The sequence below is a fragment of the Arthrobacter sp. AZCC_0090 genome (assembly GCF_014207375.1).
In the GTDB taxonomy this organism is placed as follows: Bacteria; Actinomycetota; Actinomycetes; order Actinomycetales; family Micrococcaceae; genus Arthrobacter.
Genome location: NZ_JACHEE010000005.1, coordinates 104,003 through 128,450 on the forward strand (window position 1 = coordinate 104,003; position 24,448 = coordinate 128,450).

At 64.5% G+C, this 24,448-nt stretch carries 19 protein-coding genes; 5 read left to right on the top strand and 14 right to left on the bottom strand.

Going from position 1 to position 24,448, the window contains the following annotated elements; genetic code table 11:
* Positions 1–16: 16 nt before the first annotated feature.
* The 4 genes from HNP00_RS09720 to HNP00_RS09735 all read right to left on the bottom strand — a co-directional run bounded on the left by HNP00_RS09720 (position 17) and on the right by HNP00_RS09735 (position 4,714).
* Positions 17–943, bottom strand: a complete 927-nt coding sequence (locus tag HNP00_RS09720) for a PfkB family carbohydrate kinase (protein WP_184738853.1) — start codon at positions 941–943, stop codon at positions 17–19.
* A gap of 47 nt (positions 944–990) precedes the next feature.
* Positions 991–2,202, bottom strand: a complete 1,212-nt coding sequence (gene manD / locus HNP00_RS09725) for a D-mannonate dehydratase ManD (RefSeq protein ID WP_184738423.1) — start codon at positions 2,200–2,202, stop codon at positions 991–993.
* 68 nt (positions 2,203–2,270) lie between these two features.
* Positions 2,271–3,305, bottom strand: a complete 1,035-nt coding sequence (locus HNP00_RS09730) for an L-idonate 5-dehydrogenase (RefSeq protein WP_184738425.1) — start codon at positions 3,303–3,305, stop codon at positions 2,271–2,273.
* Positions 3,302–4,714 (bottom strand): MFS transporter, encoded by a 1,413-nt coding sequence (locus tag HNP00_RS09735; RefSeq protein ID WP_184738427.1) that lies wholly within the window; start codon positions 4,712–4,714, stop codon positions 3,302–3,304. The genes HNP00_RS09730 and HNP00_RS09735 overlap by 4 nt, the downstream gene beginning before the upstream one ends.
* Before the next feature lie 168 nt (positions 4,715–4,882).
* Between HNP00_RS09735 and HNP00_RS09740 the strand changes: the two genes are divergently transcribed.
* The gene (locus HNP00_RS09740) at positions 4,883–5,614 is read left to right on the top strand and encodes a GntR family transcriptional regulator (protein WP_184738429.1); all 732 of its coding nucleotides are present in this window, start codon (positions 4,883–4,885) and stop codon (positions 5,612–5,614) included.
* Positions 5,615–5,708: 94 nt separating this feature from the next.
* Here HNP00_RS09740 and HNP00_RS09745 read toward each other — a convergent pair whose 3' ends face one another.
* Both HNP00_RS09745 and HNP00_RS09750 read right to left on the bottom strand, forming a co-directional pair.
* Positions 5,709–7,160: an amidase gene (locus tag HNP00_RS09745; RefSeq protein ID WP_184738432.1), complete on the bottom strand. Its 1,452-nt coding sequence runs from the start codon at positions 7,158–7,160 to the stop codon at positions 5,709–5,711.
* Between the two features lie 31 nt (positions 7,161–7,191).
* Positions 7,192–8,625, bottom strand: a complete 1,434-nt coding sequence (locus HNP00_RS09750; protein ID WP_184738434.1) for an FAD-dependent oxidoreductase — start codon at positions 8,623–8,625, stop codon at positions 7,192–7,194.
* A gap of 293 nt (positions 8,626–8,918) precedes the next feature.
* Here HNP00_RS09750 and rarD point away from each other — a divergent pair, with 293 nt between their 5' ends.
* Positions 8,919–9,818, top strand: coding sequence for an EamA family transporter RarD (gene rarD, locus HNP00_RS09755; RefSeq protein ID WP_395893812.1), 900 nt, complete (start codon positions 8,919–8,921; stop codon positions 9,816–9,818).
* A 38-nt stretch (positions 9,819–9,856) separates the two neighbouring features.
* Here rarD and HNP00_RS09760 read toward each other — a convergent pair whose 3' ends face one another.
* From HNP00_RS09760 to HNP00_RS09770, 3 genes are all read right to left on the bottom strand, one after another.
* Positions 9,857–10,723 (bottom strand): universal stress protein, encoded by an 867-nt coding sequence (locus HNP00_RS09760; RefSeq protein ID WP_184738438.1) that lies wholly within the window; start codon positions 10,721–10,723, stop codon positions 9,857–9,859.
* A gap of 231 nt (positions 10,724–10,954) precedes the next feature.
* Positions 10,955–12,310, bottom strand: a complete 1,356-nt coding sequence (gabT, locus tag HNP00_RS09765; protein WP_184738440.1) for a 4-aminobutyrate--2-oxoglutarate transaminase — start codon at positions 12,308–12,310, stop codon at positions 10,955–10,957.
* A gap of 16 nt (positions 12,311–12,326) precedes the next feature.
* Positions 12,327–13,757: a gamma-aminobutyraldehyde dehydrogenase gene (locus HNP00_RS09770; protein WP_184738443.1), complete on the bottom strand. Its 1,431-nt coding sequence runs from the start codon at positions 13,755–13,757 to the stop codon at positions 12,327–12,329.
* Between the two features lie 144 nt (positions 13,758–13,901).
* Here HNP00_RS09770 and HNP00_RS09775 point away from each other — a divergent pair, with 144 nt between their 5' ends.
* Positions 13,902–15,344 carry a PucR family transcriptional regulator gene (locus tag HNP00_RS09775; RefSeq protein ID WP_184738445.1) on the top strand — a complete coding sequence of 481 codons (1,443 nt, stop codon included), beginning with the start codon at positions 13,902–13,904 and terminating at the stop codon, positions 15,342–15,344.
* 27 nt (positions 15,345–15,371) lie between these two features.
* On the opposite strand, the gene HNP00_RS09780 is transcribed toward HNP00_RS09775, so the two are convergent.
* Positions 15,372–17,456, bottom strand: coding sequence for a hypothetical protein (locus HNP00_RS09780; protein WP_311770545.1), 2,085 nt, complete (start codon positions 17,454–17,456; stop codon positions 15,372–15,374).
* Positions 17,453–17,737: a hypothetical protein gene (locus HNP00_RS09785; protein WP_184738448.1), complete on the bottom strand. Its 285-nt coding sequence runs from the start codon at positions 17,735–17,737 to the stop codon at positions 17,453–17,455. Before HNP00_RS09785 ends, HNP00_RS09780 begins: the two co-directional genes overlap by 4 nt.
* Positions 17,738–18,030: 293 nt before the next feature.
* Between HNP00_RS09785 and HNP00_RS09790 the strand changes: the two genes are divergently transcribed.
* Both HNP00_RS09790 and HNP00_RS09795 read left to right on the top strand, forming a co-directional pair.
* Positions 18,031–19,296: an MFS transporter gene (locus tag HNP00_RS09790; RefSeq protein ID WP_184738450.1), complete on the top strand. Its 1,266-nt coding sequence runs from the start codon at positions 18,031–18,033 to the stop codon at positions 19,294–19,296.
* Positions 19,293–19,973 carry a FadR/GntR family transcriptional regulator gene (locus tag HNP00_RS09795; RefSeq protein ID WP_184738452.1) on the top strand — a complete coding sequence of 227 codons (681 nt, stop codon included), beginning with the start codon at positions 19,293–19,295 and terminating at the stop codon, positions 19,971–19,973. The genes HNP00_RS09790 and HNP00_RS09795 overlap by 4 nt, the downstream gene beginning before the upstream one ends.
* A 103-nt stretch (positions 19,974–20,076) precedes the next feature.
* On the opposite strand, the gene HNP00_RS09800 is transcribed toward HNP00_RS09795, so the two are convergent.
* The 3 genes from HNP00_RS09800 to cobA all read right to left on the bottom strand — a co-directional run bounded on the left by HNP00_RS09800 (position 20,077) and on the right by cobA (position 24,400).
* Positions 20,077–21,456, bottom strand: coding sequence for an MBL fold metallo-hydrolase (locus HNP00_RS09800; protein ID WP_184738855.1), 1,380 nt, complete (start codon positions 21,454–21,456; stop codon positions 20,077–20,079).
* 122 nt (positions 21,457–21,578) lie between these two features.
* A complete protein-coding gene (locus tag HNP00_RS09805; protein ID WP_184738454.1) occupies positions 21,579–23,045 on the bottom strand; it encodes an FAD-dependent oxidoreductase in 1,467 nt (488 codons plus the stop codon).
* A 98-nt stretch (positions 23,046–23,143) separates the two neighbouring features.
* Positions 23,144–24,400, bottom strand: a complete 1,257-nt coding sequence (gene cobA, locus HNP00_RS09810) for a uroporphyrinogen-III C-methyltransferase (RefSeq protein WP_184738456.1) — start codon at positions 24,398–24,400, stop codon at positions 23,144–23,146.
* Positions 24,401–24,448: the final 48 nt, after the last annotated feature.

The following is a 24,448-nucleotide window of genomic DNA, read 5'->3' on the forward strand; positions in this document are numbered from 1 at the left end:
GCGAGCGCGTCGTAGCTTAGGCGTGCGATGTCAGCTCTCCTTCGCCAGATGAGGCCGCATGTGCCTTCGTCTGCTCAAACGTCGGCACGAACCCGGTGCCGCCCTTGCCGCCCACCACGAGCGAGGCCGCCGCGGCACCGTAGCGGACCGCCGTCGTCAGCTCATCGCCCAGCACCATTCGCGCGGTTGTAGTTCCCACGAAGGCGTCCCCGGCACCGGTCTGGTCCACGACGGCGGGCGCCGGTATCGCGTCAACCCACACTGAGTCGGCGGCGCTCCCCAGTTGAATGCCGTCGGACCCGCACGTCACCGCCACGTTCGCGGCGCCGAGCCCTCGAAGCTTCTCAACGGCTTCCTCAGCGGACCCAGAACCCAAGAGCGCCGAGGTTTCCCCAGGGAACGAGGGAGTCACGAGGAACGCTTGGGGCGCCAGTTCGGCGAGGACCGCCGTCGCGTCCTCCACGGAGGTCAACCGCGACCGGAAGTTGGGGTCGAACACAAAGCGGGGCGAAAGTCTCGCCGCTGTGACAACGGCCGCACGCGATGTGCTGGAAATAGCACAGGCGATCCCGCCCGCCACCACTGCACCGGCGTCCGAAAACACGGCGGGATCGACGTCGTCGGGGCTGAGCGTGGATCCAACGCTGCCGCGGCGGGCATAGGAGAATTCCCGCTGGCCGTCGGGGTCGCAGTGCATCAAGTACACGCCTTGCTGGCCGCGCCTGAACTTCAGCAGTTCCGTGGAAATGCCGAGTTCCCGGATCCTGGCGGCAATCGCTTGGCCGAGCTCGTCGTCGCTCACTACGGATAGCAGCCCGACGCGGGCGCCCGCCGCTGCGGCTGACGCCGCGACATTCAGGGCGTCCCCGGAGATGCCAAGCTGCGCAGGGACGCCATGGGCAAAGGGAACCTCCGTGGCGACCTCGAGAAGGATTTCGCCCATCACGACGACGTCGAACGGCTGCGTTTGGAAACGTTCAGTCACGGCGTTCACCAGTCATGCACCGACCCGTCGAGGCGGCGGTTGACAGGCAGATATTTCGGATCGAAGGGGAACGTTAACGCTGCTTCCTCGTCAAATTCCACCCCGAGGCCCGGGGCGTCGCCGGGATGCATATAGCCGTCTGTGAAGGTGTAGGACGTCTTGAACACCTCGCCTGCCGGGTCCCTGTGGCCCATATATTCCTGGACGCCAAAGTTGGGAATGCTCATGTCCACGTGAAGCGCCGCGGCGAAGGAGACCGGCGAAAGGTCACCGGCACCATGCGAGCCGGAGCGGACGCCGTAAAGGTCCGCAAGGGAGAAAATGCGGCGCAAGTGCGTGATGCCCCCGGCGTGCGAAACGGAAGTGCGGATGTAATCGATGAGGCGTTCCGTGATGAGCTGCTGGCAATCCCAGATGGAGTTGAAGACCTCCCCGACGGCGATCGGCGTCGTCGTGTGTTGGCGGATCAGCCGGAATGCGGACTGGTCTTCCGCCGGCGTCGGATCCTCGATCCAGAACGGGCGATATTGCTCCAGCGATGCTCCCAGCCTTCCGGCCTCGATGGGCGTCAGCCGGTGGTGGACGTCGTGGAGGACGTGCACGCCGTAACCGAACTGCTCACGGACATGTGCCATCATCTTCGGCGCAAAGTCCAGGTACGCCGTGGTCTCCCACGTGTCTTCCTGGGGGACGTTGCCGCTCGCCGGCTCGTAGGTTTTGCCGTCCACCGGCGCGATCCCGTACGTCTTGTCCAGGCCGGGAATCGCCGCCTGGGCACGGATTGCCTTGTAGCCGAGATCGAGGTGATGCTGGAAGTCGGCGCTGAGGTCCGCCAGCGTCGAGCCGCTGGCGTGGCCGTAGACCATCACGCCTTCGCGCGCCGCGCCGCCCAGGAGTTCATACACCGGCATACCGGCCGCCTTGCCCTTGATGTCCCAGAGCGCGACGTCGATGGCTGCGATCGCCGTCATCGTCACCGGGCCGCGGCGCCAGTACGCACCCTTGTAAAAGTACTGCCAGGTGTCCTCGATGCGGCGCGCGTCGCGGCCGATCAGCAGCGGGCAGAGGTGCTCGGACAGGTAGGACGCCACGGCCAGCTCGCGGCCGTTGAGGGTGGCGTCGCCGATGCCGGTGATGCCGTCCTCGGTTTCGATAACGAGCGTGACGTAGTTTCGTCCCGGAGACGAAACCACTACCCGTGCGTCGGTGATCTTCACTGCTTTGGTCCTTTGAGTAGCTGGCAGTAGGTGTCGTTTTGAGCCCTCAAAACGACACCTACTGCGGGTTAGTTGGGTCGGCTCAGCTGCAGCATGACTTTGCTGCTGCCGGATGCCGGGTCGGCCGACACCCTCATGGCTTCGGCGGCTTGGTCAATGCCGAATTTGTGGGTGATGACGGGTGAGATGTCCAGGCCGTTGGCCATGGCCACGAGGGCGTCGCTGATCTCATCCACGAAGCGGTAGGAGCCGACCCAGGTGATTTCGCGCGTCACCAGGTCACCAATAGCCGAAAGGCTCGGGGCGCCCGGAAGATTGCCCACTTGGACGATGGTTCCACCACGCGCGGTGGCGCGAAGAACCTGGCCCAGCACAGCGGGAATACCGGTGGCTTCGAAAACAAGCTCGACGTCGTCGGGCAGCGAGCCGCCGCGAGCAACGTTCCGCACGTCGTCGGCCCCCATGGCTTTCGCGACCCGGAGCGAAGCGTCGCTGATGTCCGCCGCGACTACTGTCCTGGCGCCCGCATACTTGGCAGCGGCGATCAGCAGGGAACCGATCGGGCCTGCACCGTTCACGAGGACGTCCCGCCCCGCGAGCGAACCTGCCCTGCTCACCGCATGCATGGCGACGGCGAGCGGTTCCGCGAGTGCCCCGCGCAAGGTGTCGACGCCGTCGGGCAACGGCCGGAGCTGTGACGCCCGGACACGCTTCCGCTCGCTGAAGCCCCCGTCCGTGTGCGGGTCAAAGGCAGCCGAGCCGAAGTACCGGACATGCGGATACAGGTTGGTGCGGCCGGCCAAACGCTCCGGCAAGACGCCGTCGCCTACCAGTTCCGCGGGATGAACGGTGACCGGCTGGCCGACGTCGAAATTCTCGACGCCGGGGCCAATCTGGGCGATGCGTCCGGCAATCTCATGGCCCAGGACGAGCGGCGACGTGAGCGTCGCGGTTCCGGACGCCCCGTGCTTCCAGTAGGAGAGGTCCGAGCCACAGATCCCGCCCCACTCGACGTCGAGCACCACTTCTCCAGGGCCCGCGACGGGTTCCGGCCGCTCATCGATGCGAAGGTCGTTAGCCCCGTGGACCACCACCGCTTTCATACGGCGTCTTCCAAACGGACCATGTCACGGCCGCGGACTTCCGGCCCGACGGCGGCCGACAGCAGGGTGATCAGCGAGTAGCCTATGAGCATTGCCGCCAGCGGCCACCAGTGGCCGGTGACTGCAGTGAGCGTTGCCGCCAACAGAGGGCCGATGGCTGTGGCGAGGATGCCGCCGATCTCCTTGGCCAAGGCCAACTGTGTGAAGCGGGTGCGGGCTCCGAAGAACTCGGCCATGGTGACGCTCTCCATGGCGAAGAGGCTGAGGACGCCCAGGTTCAGTCCGACGACCATGGCAACGGTGATGAGGCCGGTGTTGCCGCTCGTGATCATCAGCATCATGGGGATGGCGAACAAGGCAGTCAAGGCGCTCAGGGTCAGGTAAAGGGGTTTCCGGCCGAAGCGGTCGCCCAGGAGACCCATGACGGGGATGGTCACGAAGCCCAGCAGCGAACCGTAAACGATGGCCGTGGTGCCGACGCTCTTGTCCACCAGAAGAACGGTGGCGAGATAACCGACGAGGAATGTCTGGACGAGGCCGGAGTTGCCAGCCTGGCCGAAACGGAGGCCAAGCGTGATCAGGAAAGCCTTGCCCTTGCGCTGGTGCAGCGCCGCTTCGATAGTGCTGGTGGCCGGGGTCTTTGCGTTGCCCTTGGTTTCACGTGCGGCGTCTTGCTTGGAGGCGATGTCCTGCTTGGAAAGGGCCACCCCGTCGACGACGTCGGCGCGCTCCTCGAACACCGGGCTTTCTTTGAGGGAGCGGCGGATCCAAACAGCGAAGATCATCAGCACGAAACTGGCCAGGAACGGAATGCGCCAGCCCCAGCTGAGCAACTGATCTTGGGGTAGGGCTGCGACGAGGATCGCCCAAAGCGCCGAAGCGCCGAGCGTGCCGGAGTTGGTTCCGAGGCATACGAGCGAAGAGATCAGGCCGCGACGGCGGGCGGACGCGTATTCGGCGAGCATCACCGTTGCGCCGGCAATTTCGGCGCCGGCGCCAAACCCTTGGATGAGGCGCAGCGCGACGAGCAAGATGGGTGCCCAAATACCGATCATCGCGTAGGTGGGGAGCACGCCGATCAGCGTGGTGGACGCACCCATGAGCGCGATGGTGATGAACAGGACCTTCTTGCGGCCGATCCGGTCCCCCATGCGGCCGAAGTAGATGGCGCCGACAAGACGCGCGACGTACCCGACGCCGTAGGTCGCCATCGCGGCGATCAAGCCGATGACCGGACTCACCTCGGGGAAGAAGATCTTGTTGAAGACGATGGCTGCAGCCAGGGAGTAGAGCTGGAAGTCCATGAATTCCATGGCTGTGCCGAGCCAACCGGAAACGGCAACCTTGGCGAGGTCGCCGGTGCTTCTGGTGCCTGGCTTAGCCGTGGGTGGGGCGATGCTCTCGGTCATCAATTGCTCCTTTGCAGGCGATGAAAAGTGGATTCGGAGAGTTCTCAGGAAAGAGGCCAGCCCGTTAACGCCCTCGTGGCGAGGCCTTGGGAAGTTTTGTTGGGCTGCTTGGTTACTACCATACAAGCACTACCATTCTAGTCTGTCAACGGACACTAGACTGGACGAGTGGCTACCAAGAAACCAGCAAGTGAACAGGCGCCCAGGCTTTCGGTGCGTGACCAGACCCTGGACACCCTCCGGCGTCGGATCATTTCCCTCGAACTGCCGCCCGGAGAGCCACTGTCCGAAAACGAACTGGCCCAGGAGCTAGGGGTCAGCAGGACTCCGGTCAGGGAAAGCCTGATTCTGTTGCGCGAAGAAGGCTTGGTTCAGGTCTTTCCGCAGATTGGCTCTTTCGTCTCCCTGGTGGACCTCGGCAGAGTCGCCGAGGCCCAGTTCGTCAGGGAAGCCATTGAATGCGCCTCCCTGAGGGACGCAGCAGTAGATAGCGAAGGGATTGCAGGGCTGCGCGAAATACTCAAAGATCAGTGGGATGCCGAGGCCGCCGGCGACGTCGACGAATTCTTCCGGCTGGACGAGGACTTCCACCGCGAATTGCTCCGCCTGGCCGGCCATGAAACTGCATGGACCGCGGTGAATTCAGCCAAGGCGCATTTGGACCGCGCACGGCGGCTGAGCCTCATCGACACCCGGCCAGTTTCCACATTGATTGAGCAACACACGGCGATCGTCGATGCCCTGGAGGCCAACAATCCCGCCGGAGCAGACGATTCACTGCGCATCCACTTGCGGGGCGTTTTCGACGACGTCAAGCGCATCCAAGCCGCCACGCCCGAGCTCTTCTCCGACGGCACCGTGCCCCGTCCCATCAGGCGGAGCATCGCCCGGCTGGCATAAGGCCCACATCGCAACGAGACCTGGTGGCGAAGTCACTCCGGGTGGAATGCGTACGCCTCGACCTCGCCCAAGGCCTCCCAGTCCTATTTCATCTTCACAAGGATGCCGACAACGCCCGCGCGAGGGCTTCGGGCTTGCGGTCTGCCCACGGTGCGGCTTTCTCCAGTTGTCCCGCCAGCCGGAACAGCGTGGCCTCATCCCCGAACCGGCCAAGGAAAGACATACCCACCGGCAGCCCGGTCGAATCGACTCCGAGGGGCACTGACATGGCCGGGTTGCCTGAGATGTTGGCGTACTCACCGTCGAACATGAGGAAGCGGCTGGCCTCCCGCTCCCCGCGCAACGGCTCTTCCTCGGTTCCGACAAGCGTGCCGAGAGGCAGCGGCGGCCAGCCGACCGTGGGAGTCATCCAGGCGTCGAATTCCTCGAAGAATCCAGCCAGACGACGGCTGAAGCGCTGCAATTCCTCCATGCCGAGGAGGTACTGCCCGCCTGTCACAGCCCGCGAGCGCTCGAAATCGGCTGCGGTGAACGGCTCGATCTCCCCGGCTTCCGGCGGCCTGCCCATCCGCTGCGTCCAGTACGCCTCGATCCACGCGATCGCGCCTCCATAGACAGCCCTGACCGCCCGGTGCCCAGCCCGCCCGAGCGTCCCGGGGTGCGCGTCGGTAACGCTGTGGCCCAGTCCAGCGAGCAATTCCACGGTTTCCTCGAACACCCTCAGGTAGTCCGGATGCACGTGCTGCCCCGAGTTGGGCGTCGCGGTTGCTGCGATGCGGAGCTTTCCAGGAACAGTACCGGTTTCAAGCAGGAAAGGCCGTGCCTGCGGAGGCGCCCAATATGGATCACCGAGCGCCTGGCCGGCCGTCGCGTCGAGTAGTGCCGCCGAATCGCGCACGCTCCGGGTCAGCGCATGTTCCACGGCGAAGCCCCCGGCCACGTCACCATACTCGGGGCCCATGGGGACCCGTCCGCGCGTCGGTTTGAACCCGAAAACCCCACACCACGCGGCCGGGTAGCGAAGGGATCCGCCAAGGTCGTTCCCATGTGCCATGGGAACCATTCCGGAAGCGACGGCGGCGGCGGACCCGCCGCTGGAGCCACTTGTGGAAAGCGATAGGTTCCAAGGGTTGCGGGTGGCACCATGCAGCACCGGCTCACAGTGCGGGGTGAGCCCGAATTCCGGTATGTTGGTCTTCCCCAGGATGGCAAGGCCGGCTTGGCGGTACCGGCGCACAAGCTCTTGGTCATGGCTCGAGACGTTGTCCTTCAACCAACGCGAGCCTTCGGTGAAGGGCGCTCCGGCGATCTCCAGGGACAGGTCTTTCACCAGGAACGGAACCCCGGGAAACGGCGCGTCAGCTTCGGAGTCGTCCGCGGGGCCTTCTGCTCCAGGTTCCAAGTGCGCGACGATGCAATGCAGCACCGGATCGATCTCCCGGATGCGGTCGCGGCCGGCGTCGAGAAGTTCATTCGGCGAAATCGCACCGCTTCGCACCAGTTCTGCCTGCCCGACGGCGTCTGTCCAGCGGAGCTCCTCGTCCATGGCTCATTTTAGGACCGGGCGTCGTGGGCCGCTAGGCGCGGGAGATCCCGATCATGTCCTCGCGCGGGACCACCTTGATGCGTTCGCGTACGACGCCGGCATCCGGGTTTTCTGCGGTCCATGCGGCACCGAGGGCTACTTCGTGCGCATCGAGCTTGTTCCAGCCTTCCCAAGTGGTGTACTCGATGCCCCGCTCTTCGAGGAGGTCGATGATGGCCTGCGGGTCCGGATTTTCGGCCGGGGGCAGCGTGAGGCGGTCCTCCAACAAGCAACCGATCGTTTCCAAGGCGTCGCCCTTGGTGTGCCCGATGAGGCCGACGGGTCCACGCTTGATCCAGCCCGTGGCGTAGATGCCGGGTACCGGCTTGCCGTCGGCGTCCAGCACCCGGCCGCCGTCGTTCGGTATGACCCCGCGGCGGGCATCGTACTCAAGCTCGTCCAGCGGGGAACCGTGGTAGCCGATGGCGCGGTAGACGGCCTGGATGGGATAGTCCACGAACTCGCCGGTGCCCTTGACGTTGCCCGTGCCGTCCAGCTGCATGCGCTCGAATTTGATGCTGGAGACTTTTCCGGAGCCATCTTCCGATACGATTTCCACCGGGCTGTGCAGGAAGTGCAAGTGCAGCCGGCGGGACGAGGGCTGCTCGGCTTCGGCATGTTCCTCAACGAGCCAATTGGTCAGCGTGTTGACCATGGTCTTGATCTGGTTGTTGCTGCGGATGGCCTCATCGGAGGCTTCATCAAACTCGAAATCCTCCGGGTACAGCACAATGTCCACGTCATTGGAATGCGAGAGCTCGCGCAGTTCCAGCGGGGTGAACTTGATCTGTGCCGGGCCGCGGCGTCCGAAGACGTGCACATCCGTCACCGGAGAGGCCTTGAGCGCGGCGTAGACGTTGTCCGGGATTTCGGTCACCAGGAGGTCGTCCGCGTGCTTGGAGAGCATGCGGGCTACGTCCAACGCCACGTTGCCGTTGCCGATGACTGCTACTTCCTTGGCATCCAGCGGCCATTCGCGGGGCACATCCGGGTGTCCGTCATACCAGGACACGAAGTCGGCCCCGCCGAAGGATCCCTTCAGTTCGATGCCGGGGATATCCAGCTCCGCGTCCTTGATGGCACCCGTGGAGAAGATCACTGCGTCATAGAAAGAGCGGAAGTCGTGCAAAGTGAGGTCGAGGCCGTAGGTGACGTTGCCGAGGAAGCGGATGTCGCCGCGGTCCAGGACCTTGTGGAGCGCGTTGACGATGCCCTTGATGCGGGGGTGGTCCGGCGCCACGCCATAGCGAATCAGGCCGTACGGCGCGGGGTATGCCTCGAAAAGGTCGATGCTGACCTCGACGTCGCCATCCTTGACCTCATTGGATTTGGTCAGGATGTCCGCGGCATACACGCCGGCCGGTCCTGCGCCGACAATGGCGACGCGCAATGGACGTTGTGAGGTGGTTTCGGCCGAGTTGGACACCGTGAACCCTTCTGAGACGGGAATCCGCCCCGCGTGGTGGGGCGCGCAGTTTCCAATTCTAGTTCTCAGTTGCCTGTGGATTGTCAGCGGGTGGCAGGAGTGACACGGTTGGGCGAGGAAACTCACACAAACTTTCCGGCCGTACGGTCAGGAATACCTTCGCAACATGTGGTGTTCTTGACATTGTGTCTACGCCCGAGCAAACCGCGCCCGCCCTGTCCGCAAACGCTCCGAACGCAACAGCATCCGCCGCTGCTGAAGCAAAGAGTGCAAAGAGTGAGACGACGGCGGGTGTGGTCTTCGGCATCGGGGCTTACGGATTGTGGGGCTTGCTTCCGCTCTACTTCCTGGTGTTGCAGCCCGCCGGAGCCGTGGAAATCGTCGCGAACCGCGTGGTGTGGTCCCTCATCTTCTGTGCCCTGCTGATCACCATCACCCGGACATGGCGCCTCCTGGGCACCGCTTTCAGGGACCGGACCGTCCTTGGACCGCTCGCCCTGGCTGCCGGACTGATCGCCATCAACTGGCTCACCTACACCTTCGGGGTCACCACAGGACACGCCGTCGAGGCCTCGCTCGGCTACTTCATCAACCCGCTCGTGTCGGTGCTCCTTGGTGTCTTCGTCCTGAAGGAAACACTCCGCCCGCTCCAGTGGGCCGCCGTCGGAATCGGCTTCATCGCCGTCGGTGTGCTGACCGTTTCGTATGGCAAGCTGCCGTGGATCGCGTTGGTCCTGGCCTTCAGCTTTGGGCTCTACGGTTTCGTGAAGAAGCGCGTGGGGCCGAAGGTCAATGCCATCACAAGCCTCACCGTGGAGACCGTGGTGCTCGCCCCGATCGCCGGCGCCACCATGATTGTCCTCGGCCTCACCGGGGCCGCAACCTTGGGAAGCGACGGCCCGGGCCACTTCTGGCTCCTGGCGGCCTCGGGCATCATCACCGCCGTGCCGCTCCTGTTCTTCGGTGCCTCCGCACGCCGCCTTCCCATGACCACCATCGGCCTGCTGCAGTACTTCGCTCCGATCCTCCAGTTCATCGTGGCCCTGGCCGTCTTCCACGAAGCCATGACGCCCGATCGCTGGGTGGGCTTCGGCATTGTATGGCTGGCCCTGTTGGTCCTGACCGTCGATATGCTGCGCACCGCACGCAAGAACTCGGTCATGAGGAAGAGGGCACGGCTCAGCGCGGCCTAACCATTTTTGCGACGCGTCCCTCGAACGTCCGGGGCCGCTTACGGCATCGAGTCCGCGCGCTCGTAGTCCCGCGGAACCACCACCATAGGCACCGGCAGCGCCCGGAGGATCTTGTTGGCGGTGCTGCCCATGAACAGTTTGCTTCTTTCCGCCAGGCGCGATGAGCCGATGATGACCACTTCGCCGTCGATCCACTCCAAGCTGTCAATCGCTTCTTCGATGCTTCGGCCGTGGGCCACCTCTACCGTCACGTCGTGCCCTTGCGGCAGGCGGGAAGCAGCATCGCTGAGGACAGTGTTGGCGTGGCGATGAGCCGCATTGGTGGCTTCTCCGCCTTCGTCGGTGCCGGCGTCGAGCGTTACCAGCGACACGAGCCGCAGCGGCACGCCACGGCGGTTGGCTGCGCCGATGGCGGTGGCGATCGCAGCGTCAGCCCCGGAGCGCTGCCCCGTGGCCAAGGTGAACCGGGTGACGGGCTCAGTGCGGTTGAACCCGCGCGGCGCCAGGGCCACCGGAACGGGCGAAGCATGCAGCAGCCCGTTGGCCACGCTGCCTACCGTGAACCTCTTGAACAGCCCATTGCTCGACGCACCTACCACAATGAGTCCGGCGTCGGTCCCGGCGGCCTGGATCAGCCCTGAAGGGAACGATTCAGCAGGCACCGCCCGGAAGGTGGCCTCGACGTCGTCGGGCACTAACGCGAGGCTCTGGGCGTGCGCGGTCAGGACGGCCTGTTCAGCGGGAGTTGCGCCAGTACTTTCGGGGTACAAACCCGAGTAGGGGGTATGCGCGTCGACGACGTACACAAGGTCCAGCACTGCGTCCTGCGCGCGGGCCAGGGACGAGGCCAAGGCAACAGCGTCCGCGCCGCGTTCATTCGGCGTGTAGCCAACTACATATCGCATGTGAAGACCCCTTTGTCGACGGCGAATTCCAGGGCCCGTCCGGGGAATCCGGGCAACGTTGGCCGGTCTGGATTCGCTAGCTAGGCACGACTCTACCTGCGGAAAGAGCTTCCCATACCTGGACATGCCCGTTCTTAAATGCCAAGGATGGACATAGTCACACTATGTCCATCCTTGGCACGCAGAGGTGGGCAAGTCCACCTGGGTTTCGGCTAGGCGTTGGCCTTGTGGCTAGGCGTTGGCCTTGATGGCCGCGGCCAGGACCTCGAGTCCGTCAAGGAGCAGTTCGTCGCTGATGACCAGCGGCGGCAGCAGGCGGATCACGTTGCCGTAGGTACCGCAGGTCAGGATGATGACGCCTTCCTGGAGACACGCGGCAGCCACGGCCTTGGTCAGTTCGGCGTTCGGTTCCTTGGAGCCGGCCTGGACCAGTTCGATCGCCAGCATGGCACCGCGTCCACGGACGTCACCGATAACTGGGAGTTCCGAAGCGAGCTCGCGCAAGCGGCCGAGGGCGATTTCCTCGATGTGGCGGGCACGGCCGTTGAGGTCGTGCTCCTCCATGGTGCCAATGGCAGCAAGCGCAGCTGCACAAGCAACCGGGTTGCCGCCGTAGGTGCCGCCGAGGCCGCCTGGGTGGACGGCGTCGAGCAGGTCTGCCCGGCCGGTGATGGCGGACAGCGGGAGGCCGCCGGCGATGCCCTTGGCCATGGTGATGATGTCCGGGACAACGCCTTCGTGGTTGACGGCAAACCATTCACCCGTGCGGCAGAAGCCGGACTGGACCTCGTCGGCAATGAAGACGATGCCCTTTTCCTTGGCCCATGCGGACAGTGCCGGCAGGAAGCCTTCGGCCGGGACGATGAAGCCGCCCTCGCCCTGGATCGGTTCGATGATGATCGCGGCAACCTGGTCGCCGCCGATCTGCTTCTCGATCATGGTGATGGCGCGCTTCGCGGCCTCGGCACCGGTGATCTCCGGGTTTTCCTCGCGGAACGGGTAGCTCATCGGCATGCGGTAGACCTCGGGCGCGAACGGGCCGAAGTTGGTCTTGTAGGGCATGGCCTTGGCGGTGAGTGCCATGGTGAGGTTGGTGCGGCCGTGGTAGGCGTGGTCGAAAGCGACCACGGCGTCACGGCCGGTGGCCAGGCGTGCCACCTTGACGGCGTTCTCCACTGCTTCGGCACCGGAGTTGAAAAGCACGGTGCGCTTCTCGTGGTCGCCCGGGGTGAGGCGGTTCAGCTGCTCGGCGACGGCGACGTAGCCCTCGTACGGGGTGACCATGAAGCAGGTGTGGGTAAAGTGCGCTGCAGCGTCCTGGACGGCGGCGACGACGGCGGGATCCGAGGCGCCCACGCTGGTCACGGCGATGCCCGAGCCGAGGTCGATGAAGGAGTTGCCGTCGACGTCGCGGATGATGCCGCCGTCGGCGTCCTCAACGTAGACGGGAACGCCCGAGGAGACGCCGGCAGCGACGACGGCCGCGCGGCGCTCGTTCAGGGCCTGGGACTTGGGGCCGGGGAAGGCGCCGTTGATGCTGCGCTTCTGGTCCAGGCGGTAGGAGAGTTCGTGTGCTGTTGCGGTCATGATGGTTCTTTCTTTCTTACGCGTCCAGCGCAGACATGACGTGCTTGATGCGCGTGTAGTCCTCGACGCCGTACATGGACAGGTCCTTGCCGTAACCGGACTGCTTGAAACCGCCGTGCGGCATCTCAGCTGTCAGCAGGATGTGGGTGTTGATCCAGACCGCACCGAAGTCCAGGTCGCGGCTCATCCGCATGGCCGTGCCGTGGTCCGTGGTCCAGACGCTGGAGGCCAAAGCGTATTCGACATCGTTGGCCAGCTCGAGCGCCTCGGCCTCGGTGGTGAACTTCTGGACCGTGATGACTGGTCCGAAAGTTTCCTTCTGGACGACGTCGTCGCTCTGCTTGGCGCCGGTGATGATGGTGGGCTCGAAGAAGAAGCCCTTGTCACCCGCACGGTGGCCGCCGGTTTCGATCTTGCAGTTGGCCGGCAGGTGCTCCACCACCGAGTTCACGGCGTTGAAGTGGTTCACGTTGTTGAGCGGACCGAAGTAGTTTTCGTCGTCGTTCTGCGAACCGGTGTGCAGCGTCTTGGTGTGCTCCACCATCGCGGCAACCATGTCGTCGTGAATGGAATCTTCAATCAGCACGCGGGTGATGGCCGTGCAGTCCTGGCCGGCGTTGAAGAAGGCGAACTCCGCGATGGCCGCGGCGCTCTTCTTGATGTCGGCGTCCTTGAAGACGATGGCCGGGGCCTTGCCGCCGAGCTCCAGGTGGGCACGCTTGAGGCCCTTGGCCGCTCCGCTGGCCACGGCAATGCCGGCACGTACGGAGCCGGTGATCGAGACGAGGCCCGGGACCTTGTGCTCGACCATCATGGAGCCCGTAGCCCCGTTGCCGAGGACCACGTTGAGAACGCCGGCCGGGAAGATCTCCCCTGCCAGACGGGCCAAGACCAAGGTGGATTCCGGAGTGGTGTCGGAGGGCTTGAGAACCACGGTGTTGCCTGCGGCGAGGGCGGGGCCGATCTTCCAGATGCCCATGAGGAACGGGTAGTTCCACGGTGCAACCTGGGCCACGACGCCGATCGGTTCGCGGCGGACGTACGAAGTGTGTCCCTCGAAGTACTCGCCGGCGGACTTGCCTTCCATGATGCGCGCGGCGCCTGCGAAGAAGCGGAGCTGGTCTGCGCCAGCGGCAACTTCCTCGGAGGCGATGAGGGCGCGGACCTGGCCAGTGTTGCGGTGCTGGGCCTCAACGAGCTCGTCGCTGTTGGCTTCGATGGCGTCAGCGAGCTTGAGCAGCATGAGCTGGCGCTGGCCCGGCGTGACATGCTTCCAAGACTTGAAGGCTTCCTTCGCCGCATTCATGGCAGCATCGACGTCGGCCGCCGTAGAGATAGGCGCATGAGCGACAATCTCCCCGTTGGTGGGGTTCACGATATCGAGCAGTTCGGTGCCTGCGGGCGTGACGAACTCGCCGTTGATGAAGTTCTGCAAGGTTTGGACCACGGTGTACAACCTCTTTCGGTGTCTAGGCATTGGTTGCAGCTGCTCCGAGCCTATGTCAGCGCCCGGCAGCGCGGAATAGTCAGGTGCACACCCTGAGCACCTTGACTTAGTGCGAATGACCAGTGCCGGGATATCCTTTTTTGCATGGCAATGTCACTCGCCGCGCTTGTCGCCGTGCACTCTCTGAGGCTCCGCAAAGCCGGCCTCGCGGAAACCACCTGGAACGAAGATATCCGCTGGGTAGCCGTGACCGAGCAAGAGGATCCCCAGCGCTTCCTCAATGGCGGCGAGCTGATCCTGACCACGGGGCTCAGGCTCAACGGGGCCGCGGAACAGCGCCGCTTCGTGCGCCAGGTCCAACGTGCGGGAGCCGTCGGCATCGGCTTCGGCACCGGGCTGACCCACGAGGCCGTGCCTCCGGCCCTCATTGCGGAGGCCAACCGTTGGGGCCTGCCGCTGGTGGAAGTCCCTTATGAGACCCCTTTCATCGCCATCGGCAAGCTCGTGGCCGATTCCCAATCCGCTGACCACTATTCCAAGCTGGAACGCCTCATCGCCGGGCACCAGATCCTGGCCCGGGCCCTGCTGACCGGCGGCGGGCTGGGCGAACTTCTCAAGCAGTTGGGCAGCATGCTCAGGACCGACATCGCGCTCACCCAGTTCAGCGCCCAGCTTTACAACAGCGCGGCTGGCAGTCCCCCACCGACGGCCGAGGATTGGGCATCCTTCCCCATCCCGACGGGCCGCCGCGACGCCTGCACCCTGTGGATCAAGCAGCCTTTCGGCGACACCGGAATTGTCGGTTATGCGCAGAACCTGATCAGCGTGGAACTCAACAACATGGTCAAGCAGCGCCAAAGCCAGCGGGCTTTGGCGGGCCAAGTGCTCGACGACGTCATCCACGGAACGCTGGACACGGTCGAAGCCGCCCGCCGCCTGGCCGGCGTCGGAATCAACAGCACCCGAAAGAACGTGGTGCTGCTGGTGGTCTCCGCCGCACACCACAAACAGCTCGGCAGCACCTCGCTGCCGCAGTCCCTCGACGGCGGGGTGACCGCCGTCGTCGGGAAGGATCTGGTGACTGTGGTGCCCGACGACGGCAGTTCAGCAAGCGCGCTGGCCAAGGATCTCAGTGATCATCTTTTGGAAGCCGGGATCCACGCGGTGATCGGTATCGGCGGTGCCTACACCAAGCCGAACGGCGTGCGCTGGAGCTACTTCGAAGCGCGCGACGCCGTGGCGCACGGCTTGCCGGTCAACGAACCCGAGCGGCTCAGCCTGACCTCGCTGCTGCTCGCGAGCGAGGACGTGCCGCTGGCCGACATGGCGAGCGAGGCCCTCACTCCCCTGCGGAAGTTCGACGCCGCCCACGGCTCCGAGCTCGTTTCGACCCTGGAAAGCTACCTCAACCACAACGGCTCGGTGGCGGCCGTCGCCGAAGCCCTGACCCTGCACCGAAACACAGTGCGGTACCGGCTGGCGCAAATCACGGACCTCACCGGCTACGACCCCGCCCAGACGCCGGACCGGGTGCAGCTGTGGCTTGCCCTGGCCGTGCAGAGGCTGGGAGCTCGCAACCCGCGCTAGCCGAGCCGAAGGCCCGGCCCCGTGGGGCTAGCGGAAGATATCGGCGGCCACGCCCATGATGATCCTGTCCCCCGACGTCGACTTTTGGAGGAAGTCCACAACAGCCCAATCATCCAGCGAAATGCATCCAGCGGTAGGCACCTTGTTTTCGTGCAGGAAGATGGCAAATCCGGCATCCTGGATGATCGGAGAGTCCGGAGGACGGTTGTAGTTAATGACGGCCCCTTGCCGGTAATCATGCTGTCGGCGCGTTGCGAAGTACCACATGTTCTCGTCATAACCCACCCACGAACTGGACTCGAAGTACGTGTTGTAGGTGCTGGTCCACGGATTTCCACCCCAGCGCGAACCTGGGTTCAACGTGCGGTACGGCAGAGCTGTGCCTGGATTACCCAGACCGAATGCCTCTGTGACAGAGAACGATCCGGTGGGCGAGTAGTTGTAGCGGGTCGGACCTGAGGGAACCCCAGGCGGCTTGAAACCGCTGGCTCCCACAAAACCGTTCGTCGTCCATTCTGTCACGTACATTCCTGCCACCCGCTTGCAGTACGCAACACCGGCGTAGGACTGGCCATAGGCGGCGGTGTAGACCAAAGTCACGTGGCTGGCGTTGCCCGAGGAGTATTTCACTCCACCATCGTTCAGCCGCGTGCACTCGCTATTCCTGTAGTCGAGGCTCGCGGCTGGCGTCCATGTCAGGTACCCGCCTTGGAAGGCTTGGGCACATTCTCCGTTGATGCACTTTTCGGGCGACGCAGGATAGCCAAGGTAGCTCAGGTGCCATCCCATTTGCTGGTACTTGGCCCTCATGCCCCCTCGGACGGGCTGCGCCCCGGTAACCGACGACCAGAAGATCAGGCCTGCTTGAAACGGCTGGTAACACCCGCCGCCGGACAGCCCGCATACCTCGCTGTCGAGGGGGTAACCAAGGTAGCCTCCGGCAGGACCGCCCAGGCTGTCATATAGCGAACGGATGCCTCCAATGACACCGTGCGCGCCGGTCTCGGGAGACCAGTAGATGACGCCGCCTTGGAATTGCTGGAGGCACCCCGACGCTGGCTGGCCACAGATCACGTCGGTGATGGGGTAGCCAAATCGTCCGTTTTCGAACCCTGAACCGGCCCACGCAGAACGAATGCCGCCGCCGCTCGTCTGCGCACCGCTGGCCGGTGACCAAATGATGCCTCCACGCTGATACATCTGGTAGCAGCCGCCGGCCTTCAGCCCACATATCTCGCGGGAGGTCGGGTACCCCAGCCAGCCAGATTCAGCCCCGGACCTGGCATAGGCTGCGCCAATGGCCCCAGGCGTCCATACACCGACTGCCCCCGACGCTGGGCTCCACACAATTCTGAGATTCCCGAATTTTTGTTCGCATCCAGAACTCACAAGGCCGCATGATTCCGGGGCGGTAGGATAACCCGCTTGGGCATAGCCACCGTAAAACCGGAACAAGGCTCCGCCGATCCCACCTTTGGTCCAGACAGTCTGAAGACCCCCAACGGGATTCCAGGTGATATCCAAACCACTAGAGAACCGCTGGAAGCAGCCGTTGCCTGCACATTGTTCATCGCCCACCGGGTAGCCGAATGCGGATAGCTGTCCGCTTGCGTGCCACTGAGGACCCGTCTTCCCCACCGTAAGCAGCACCGCGTTAGCGCCCGTGGACGGCGCTGAGTAGATGCGTCCGCCGGCAAACAGCTGGACGCAAAGGAGATTCTGCTCGCACGATACATTCGATGTCGCGGGCCCCAAAGGTCCCGCTGCCCCGCCCAATAACTGCCATTTGGCCCCGATCACCCCGTCGGAAATGATTTCTTCCTGGGCGTGGACCTGGGCCGGAGCAGGCTCCGGTGTCGGAGTGGACACGGGCACTACGTCCTGGGTTGGAGCCGGCGCGGGCGCCGTAGTCGGTCCCGTCGGTTCCTGTGTCGGGACCGTGGCGGGGGTCGCATAAACGGTGGGAGACGGCGTGGGAAACGGTGTGGGAGACTCCGCCGGCGAAAGATTCACGGCGGTTGCCGCCGTGGGCGCGAGTCCAACGGCCACAACGGCAGCCAGAACACACATTGCTAGGATGCGGACGGCCCGGGTGGCACTGTTTGCCATCATTTGGAAACCACCGCCTCACACGTGGAGCCGGCGGGTGCCGCGTGGGCGACTTCCGCGGCATGGACCTCCGTGCTGGCACCGGCAGCAAGTTCCTTTTCGATCATCGAGTGACCAGCAACGCTGCTTGTGGTGCCCACGGCGATGGCGATGGTGTACTTCACCGCCGCCGTTCCCGTGTTGGTCAGTGTCCCGGAGAAAGACCAGGTTCCGTTGGCGTCGGCTGCGCATTGCACATTCTTCAGGGCATCAGTCACGAGAGCGTCGGGAGACGGTGCGGCCATGCTCTCCGTGGGCGCCGACGTGGGCGTCGGCGTGGGCGTCGAAGGTGGTGGGGCAGCACTCGGAGGTGATGCTGAGGGCGGCGAGGTGCAGGCGCCCAAAGTAAAAAGTCCTACTGCACAAAGCACGACGGTTAAAGGCCAGTTCTGCATTCTTCCCCCAAAAAATGATCACAACCTGCCCAGAATTGTGTTTCTGGCCAGCAACAGTTGTGAGACTACCAGTGGCCGAACATCATGTGCGAGATTCACCACAAAACTTCGCGCATCAAACATCAAACGTCTAACCTTTAGATATGGCTTCAACTCACCCGACATCCCACGCAATGGAAGCAACCACTGTGCCGGCCAGCGGCGGTACGATGGCGCCGAAGTCCCGGGTGGTCGCCGTCGTCGGGATCATTGCCGTCATCCTGATCGGACTGAATCTGCGCGCAGGCATCACCAGCGCGGCGGCACTGTTCCACGAGTTGCAGGCATTCCTTGGCTACGGGGCACTTGTGGCGTCGATCCTTCCGTCCATCCCCTTGCTGTGCTTCGCCGTCGCAGGGCTGGGCACGTCATGGCTGTCGCGCCGGATCGGCGTCGAGAAGTCGATCTTCGTTGCTCTGGCGATGTTGGCTGCGGGCCTCCTGGTCCGCAGTGTCCCCGCAACTGGCGCCCTCCTTGCCGGAACTGTGCTGGCGATGTCCGGCCTGGCGGTATGCAACGTGGCCATGCCGTCGTACATCCGCGAGCACTATGCGGCAAAGACTTCGATGATGACAGGCCTCTACACCTTCACCATGTCCGGCGGCGCGACCTTCGCCGCAGCGGTCAGCGTACCCCTGGCGCAGCGCCTGGGCTCGCCGTCGATGGGTCTGGCCGCATGGGGCATCCTCGGCGTCGCCGCATTGCTTGGCTTCCTCCCGATGGTGCTCCACACCCACCGCTCGTCGCGCAAGGCCGGCCAGGAACACGTTTCCATGTGGCCGCTCCTGCGCACACGGCTTGGACTCCTGATCACCTCCATCTTCACGCTGCAGGCCTTCCTCGCTTATGCCGTGATGAGCTGGTTTGCCTACATTTTGACGAGCCAAGGACTCAGCGCCTCCGAGAGCGGCCTGCAGTTCGGGTTCATGCAATTGGTCTCCGTGGCCGCCGGCATGATCCTGCTTGCCATTGGCTCGCGGCCCCGCATGATGCGGCCGGCCCTGTACTTGGGCAGCGGGGCGACGCTGCTGGGCGTCCCCGCCATGCTGTTGCTGCCGACGTCGCTCGCGGCGGTTCCCGCGGTGCTGTTCGGTTTCGGCCTGGGTATCTTCCCGCTGGTCCTGGTGATCATCAGCCGCAGCGGGCGTACGACGGCGGAGACCACCGCCATGTCCACCGTCGCCCAGTCCGTGGGGTACTTGATTGCGGCGTTGGGACCGTTCGGCATGGGCCTGCTCCACAGCGCTACCGGTTCCTGGACACTCCCCCTGGCGCTCCTGGCCGCGGTGGCGTTTGCTCTCATGGTGACCTGCCACTTGCTGACCAGCAAGCGCACCCCGATCAAGGCCGGACCAAGGCCGGTCCTATGAGCCTGATTCCTTCGCACCGGCCCGTTCTTGCCGATGAGGTCACCAGCCAGTTGCGCAGCATGATCCAGTCCGGAGAATGGCCGCTACAGGAGAAGATTCCGGCCGAGCCGGAGCTCATGGCCTCACTCGGAGTCTCGCGGGGCACGCTCCGCGAAGCCATCAAGGCACTGGCGCACAGCGGAATGCTTGAGGTCCGACGCGGAGACGGCACGTATGTCCGTGCCACCAGCGAGATTTCCGGCGCAGCCCAGAGGATGTACAAGGAACACACCCAGGAGCACGTGGTGGAGGTCCGGGTGGGGCTCGACACCCAAGCCGCCCGACTGGCCACGAAGCATGCCACGGCCGAGGACATCGCCGCCATGCGGACTCTTCTCCAAGTGCGCCACGACGCGTGGCTCGCGGCCGACTACCCCGCTTGGGCCCGCGCGGATTGGGACTTCCACGAACGGGTGGCGCTGGCTTCGGGGAATCCATTGCTGCACCAGTTGTACGTGTCCTTCGGCGGGGTCTTCCACGACGATCTCCTCCGCCAGCAGCGCAAGGCCGGCTTCAACGGCATCCCGCACGAGGGCCACGACGAGCTCGCCGACGCCATCGAAGCACGCGACGAAGCGGCCGCCGTCGCGAGCGTGTACCGCAACCTGGACTTCGCCGCGGAATGGATCAACAACTAACCCCGAACGCCCGCTCACCTATGCCGGGGTTTTCACCAACGCTCGCTCATTTCTAGTGAGCGAGCGTCCGCCGGAAATGCCCCAAAGATGAGCGAGCGTTCAGTCACTCATGGGTGTCGCGTGTCAGTTCGACGCCGGCGTCCGCCGCCCCGCGGAAGGGCGCGTCGATGAGCACCACGTCGCGGCCGGCCCGGTGCAAGAGACTTGCGGCGACGCCAGCCCGGTAGCCCGAGGTGCAGTGCACCCAGGTCTTCGTGTCCGCAAGCTCGTCCAGACGGAGCAAAAGCTCGTGCAGCGGTACGTTCAATGCCCCTTGGACGTGCGAGGCGGCAAATTCCTCGGTACGGCGCACGTCCAGCACGATTTCGCCCAGGGTTCGGTCCTGAATCAATCCCGTCCAGTCGGTACGCGGATAACTCAGCAAAGGGATGCCCGGGGCCAGTATCTTGGGGTCCTCGCCGACCGCCGCGTCCGGGGAGTCGATTCCGATCCTTGCGAGGTCGCGGATGGCTTTCTCGACGTCGTCGTGGGCTCCCAACAACGTCAGCGGCCGATTCCATGGCAAGACCCAACCCAAGTAGCTCGTGAAGCTCGATCCGGTCCCATATTCAAAGGCCACACTGCCGCGCAAATGGCTCGCGGCAAACGCCACGCGGTGACGTAGGTCCACCACCCACTCCCCGGCGTCGAGCCGGCGCTCCAGCTCCGTGGGATCCACTGATTCCGGCACATCGAGCACGGCAGGGCCCGGCCCCAACGCGTTGAGGGGGCTCATGTGCGCGTAGTAGCTCGGGTAGGCCGTGACACTAGCCAAGAGGTGCCTGACAAAGTGGTCTTCGTCCGGGTCTGTGAGCGCATGGTTGGTGGCGGCTTGCTCGCCGATGGTCGAAGTGGGGATCTTGCTAGCAGGGCCAATGGAGCAGAAAGAGCCGAAGCCGTGAGTGGGATAGAGGAGCGCGTCCGGTTCTGCCTCAGCCACCAGACGTCGAACGGAGGCGTACTGCTCGTGGGCCAGGCCGGCGGTGTCTTCCGGGCCAATCAAATCCGTCCGGCCCACCGAACCGTAAAGCAGGCTGCCACCCGAGAACACGGCTTGCCGGACGCCTGTTCCTGGGTCGGGGTCCGAAACCACATAGGCCAGGTGCGTGTGGGTGTGGCCCGGAGTGGGCACTGCCTTGACGCTCAACCTGCCGACCCGGAACTCCCGCCCCGGGAGAATAGGCTCGCGCTCAAACGCAACGTTGTCCGCGGCGTTCACCAGATAAACGGCGCCATGGTCCCGCGCAAGCGCCAGCCCACCGGTCACGTAGTCGTTGTGGATGTGGGTTTCAGCGACGTGCGTGATCGCCACACCGGCGTCCTGGGCGGCTGTATCGACGCGGTCTGTATCACGCTGGGGGTCGATCACCAGCGCCACCGTGCCGTCATGCACGAGGTAGCTGCGGTCCCCCAGTTGGGTCGTTTCGACGACGACAACTTCCATGGTTCCCACAGCATAGCCTCGGCACAAAAACTGCGACAAAAAACCGGCGCTTGTTTGCCGTTCCGGCCCTTGAAGGACGGGAGTGGCAAACAAGCGCCGGTTTTGCGTGAGAGGAAAGGGCCCTAGACCTGAGCAGCTACGCCATCGCGCGAAATGTCCACCATGTCCTCGCGCGGCACAACCTTGATGCGTTCGCGCTGGACCTCGACGCCGTGGGACGTGCCGGCGTCGGAAGCGGCCGCGCCCAAAGCAAGCTCGTGCGCGTCCAGTGCCAGCCAGCCTTCCCAGCTGGTGAACTTCACGCCGCGGGAGTCCAGGAGATCGACGACGGCGTCCGCCTCGGGAACTGCGGCGAACGGCAGGTTTTCGCGATCTTCCAGGAGGTACGTGACCGTCTCCAGCGCGTCGCCCTTGGTGTGGCCGATCAGGCCGATGGGACCACGCTTGATCCAGCCCGTGGCGTACAGGCCTGGAACGTGCTCGCCGGAAGCGTCCAGCACGCGGCCGCCGTCGTTGGTAATGACGCCCTTCTTGTGGTCGAACTCGACGTCCGGCAGGGCGGAGCCGAAGTAGCCGATGGCGCGGTATACGGCCTGGACCGGGTAGTCGACGAGCTCGCCGGTACCGCGCGCGTTGCCGGTGCCGTCCAGCTCGGTGCGCTCGAACTTGATCGCGGCAACCTTGCCCGGGGTTTCTGCGGAATCCACGATCTCCACCGGGCTGTGCAGGAAGTGCAGGTGCAGGCGGCGGGAGGCCTTGAGATCCGAGAGGTCCTCGGGCTGCTCGGCGATCCAGTTGGTGAGGGTACCCACCATGGTCTTGGTCTGGTTGTTCGTCTGGATCTGGCGGTCCGACTCGTCGTCAAACTCGAAGTCCTCGGCGTACAGGATGATGTCCACGTCCTTGGAGTGGGACAGCTCGCGGAGTTCCAGCGGGGTGAACTTCACTTGCGCCGGTCCGCGACGGCCGAAGACGTGAACGTCCGTGACCGGGGAGGCCTTGAGTCCGGCGTAAACGTTGTCCGGGATTTCGGTGACAAGGAGGTCGTCAGCGTGCTTGGACAGGACGCGGGCCACGTCCAGCGCCACGTTGCCGTTGCCGAGCACAGCCACAGAGGTGGCTTCCAGCGGCCATTCGCGGGATACGTCCGGGTGTCCGTCGTACCAGGAGACGAAGTCGGCGCCGCCGAAGGAGCCTTCAAGCTCGATGCCCGGGATGTTCAGGTCCGCATCCTTGATGGCGCCGGTGGCGAAGATGACGGCGTCGTAGTGCGTGCGAAGGTCTTCGATGGAGATGTCCGTGCCGTAGTCCACGTTGCCGAAGAAGCGGATGTCGCCGCGGTCCAGGACCTTGTGAAGGGCGTTGACGATGCCCTTGATGCGGGGGTGGTCCGGGGCAACGCCGTAGCGGATCAGGCCGTAGGGGGCCGGGTAACGGTCGAAGAGGTCGATGCTGACCGTCAGCTCGCCGCTCTTGACGGCCTCGCTCTTGGTGAGGATGTCCGCGGCGTAGACGCCGGCCGGGCCTGAGCCGACGACGGCGACGCGCAGCGGGCGTGCGGCGGTTCCTACGGTGGTGCTAGATGACACGGCTGTGTTCCTTTTCAGTGTGCTTCCCAACTGGCTCGCAGTTGTTGTCGTTTTGAGGGCTCAAAACGACACCTAATGCGAGCTAGTTGGGTGAGGGGCTAGGGGGTAACGACGCGGGGCTTGTTGGGGGTCAGGGTGCTGTAGTCAGCGGTCTTGAAATGCTCGGGGGCGAAGGGGCTCACGCGCACCACATCGCCGATCACAATCACCGCGGGATTTGCGACGCCGGTGGCCTCGGCTTGCTCGGCAATGGTTGCCAGGGTGCCGATCGTGACGCGCTGTTCGGGCATGTAGCCGTTCTCTACGATACCCACCGGCGTGTCCAAGGGCATTCCGGAGTCAGCGAGGGCAGCCGCGGATTCGCGAAGTTTGGCCACACCCATGAGCAGGATCACGGTGTGGTCGGGACGGGCCGGAACCTCGGACAGTTCCTCGTGGCCGGTCACCACGCTGAAGCCCTTCGCGAGTCCACGGTGTGTCACGGGAATGCCTGCTGCCGCGGGCACGGAGATCGCCGAAGTCACACCGGGAACCACTTCAACCTCGACGCCGTTCTGCCGGCAGAATTCCGCTTCCTCGCCACCCCGGCCCAGGACATAGGGGTCGCCACCCTTGAGCCGGACCACGCGGTGGCCGGCAAGTGCTTCCTCCACCAGGATGCGGTTGATCTCCAGTTGCGGAACGGGGTGGTGCCCGGGGGTCTTTCCGACCTCGATCACGCGGACGTCCGGAGCGAGTTCCTGCAGCAAGTCGCGCGGTCCAAGACGGTCGGCGACCACGACGTCGGCCTGGCCCAGGAGGCGACGGCCGCGGACTGTGATGAGTCCGGAGTCTCCAGGACCGCCGCCAACAAGGGCGACGCTTCCGGTGGAAGCACGACGACGGCGGAGCGGTAAGTCTCCCGTCTCAAGTGCGGTAGCAACGGCGTCGCGCAAGGCCATGGCACGGCGGGGATCTCCCCCGGCGTTGATCGCGATCTTCACGTCGTCCACAACGGCGACGGCTGGCGTCCAAGCTGCCGAGGATTCGTGGTCCGAGGCGTTGACGCACCAAATGCGCTGCGCCTCGGCGTCGGCGGCTACCTGGGCGTCAACAGCGGCAACGCCAGTGGCCGTCTGAACGAACCAGACGCCGTCGACGTCGGAAGAAAGGTAAGCGCGCGGCTCCCAGGTGAGCAGGCCCGAGCCGGCGAGTTCGCGGAGCGCGTCAGAGGCAACGGGAGCCACCACGGTCACCCGGGCACCGGCGTCGAGCAGTCCCTTGGCGCGTCGCGCAGCCACGGGTCCGCCGCCCACCACCAGCACCGGGCGGCCAAGCAGCCGCAGGGCTGTGGGGTAGATGTCCTGTATTGCCATGAAAAAACTGTAGGGCCGGGCCGTAACATGCTTCAAAGGTCCGGAAAC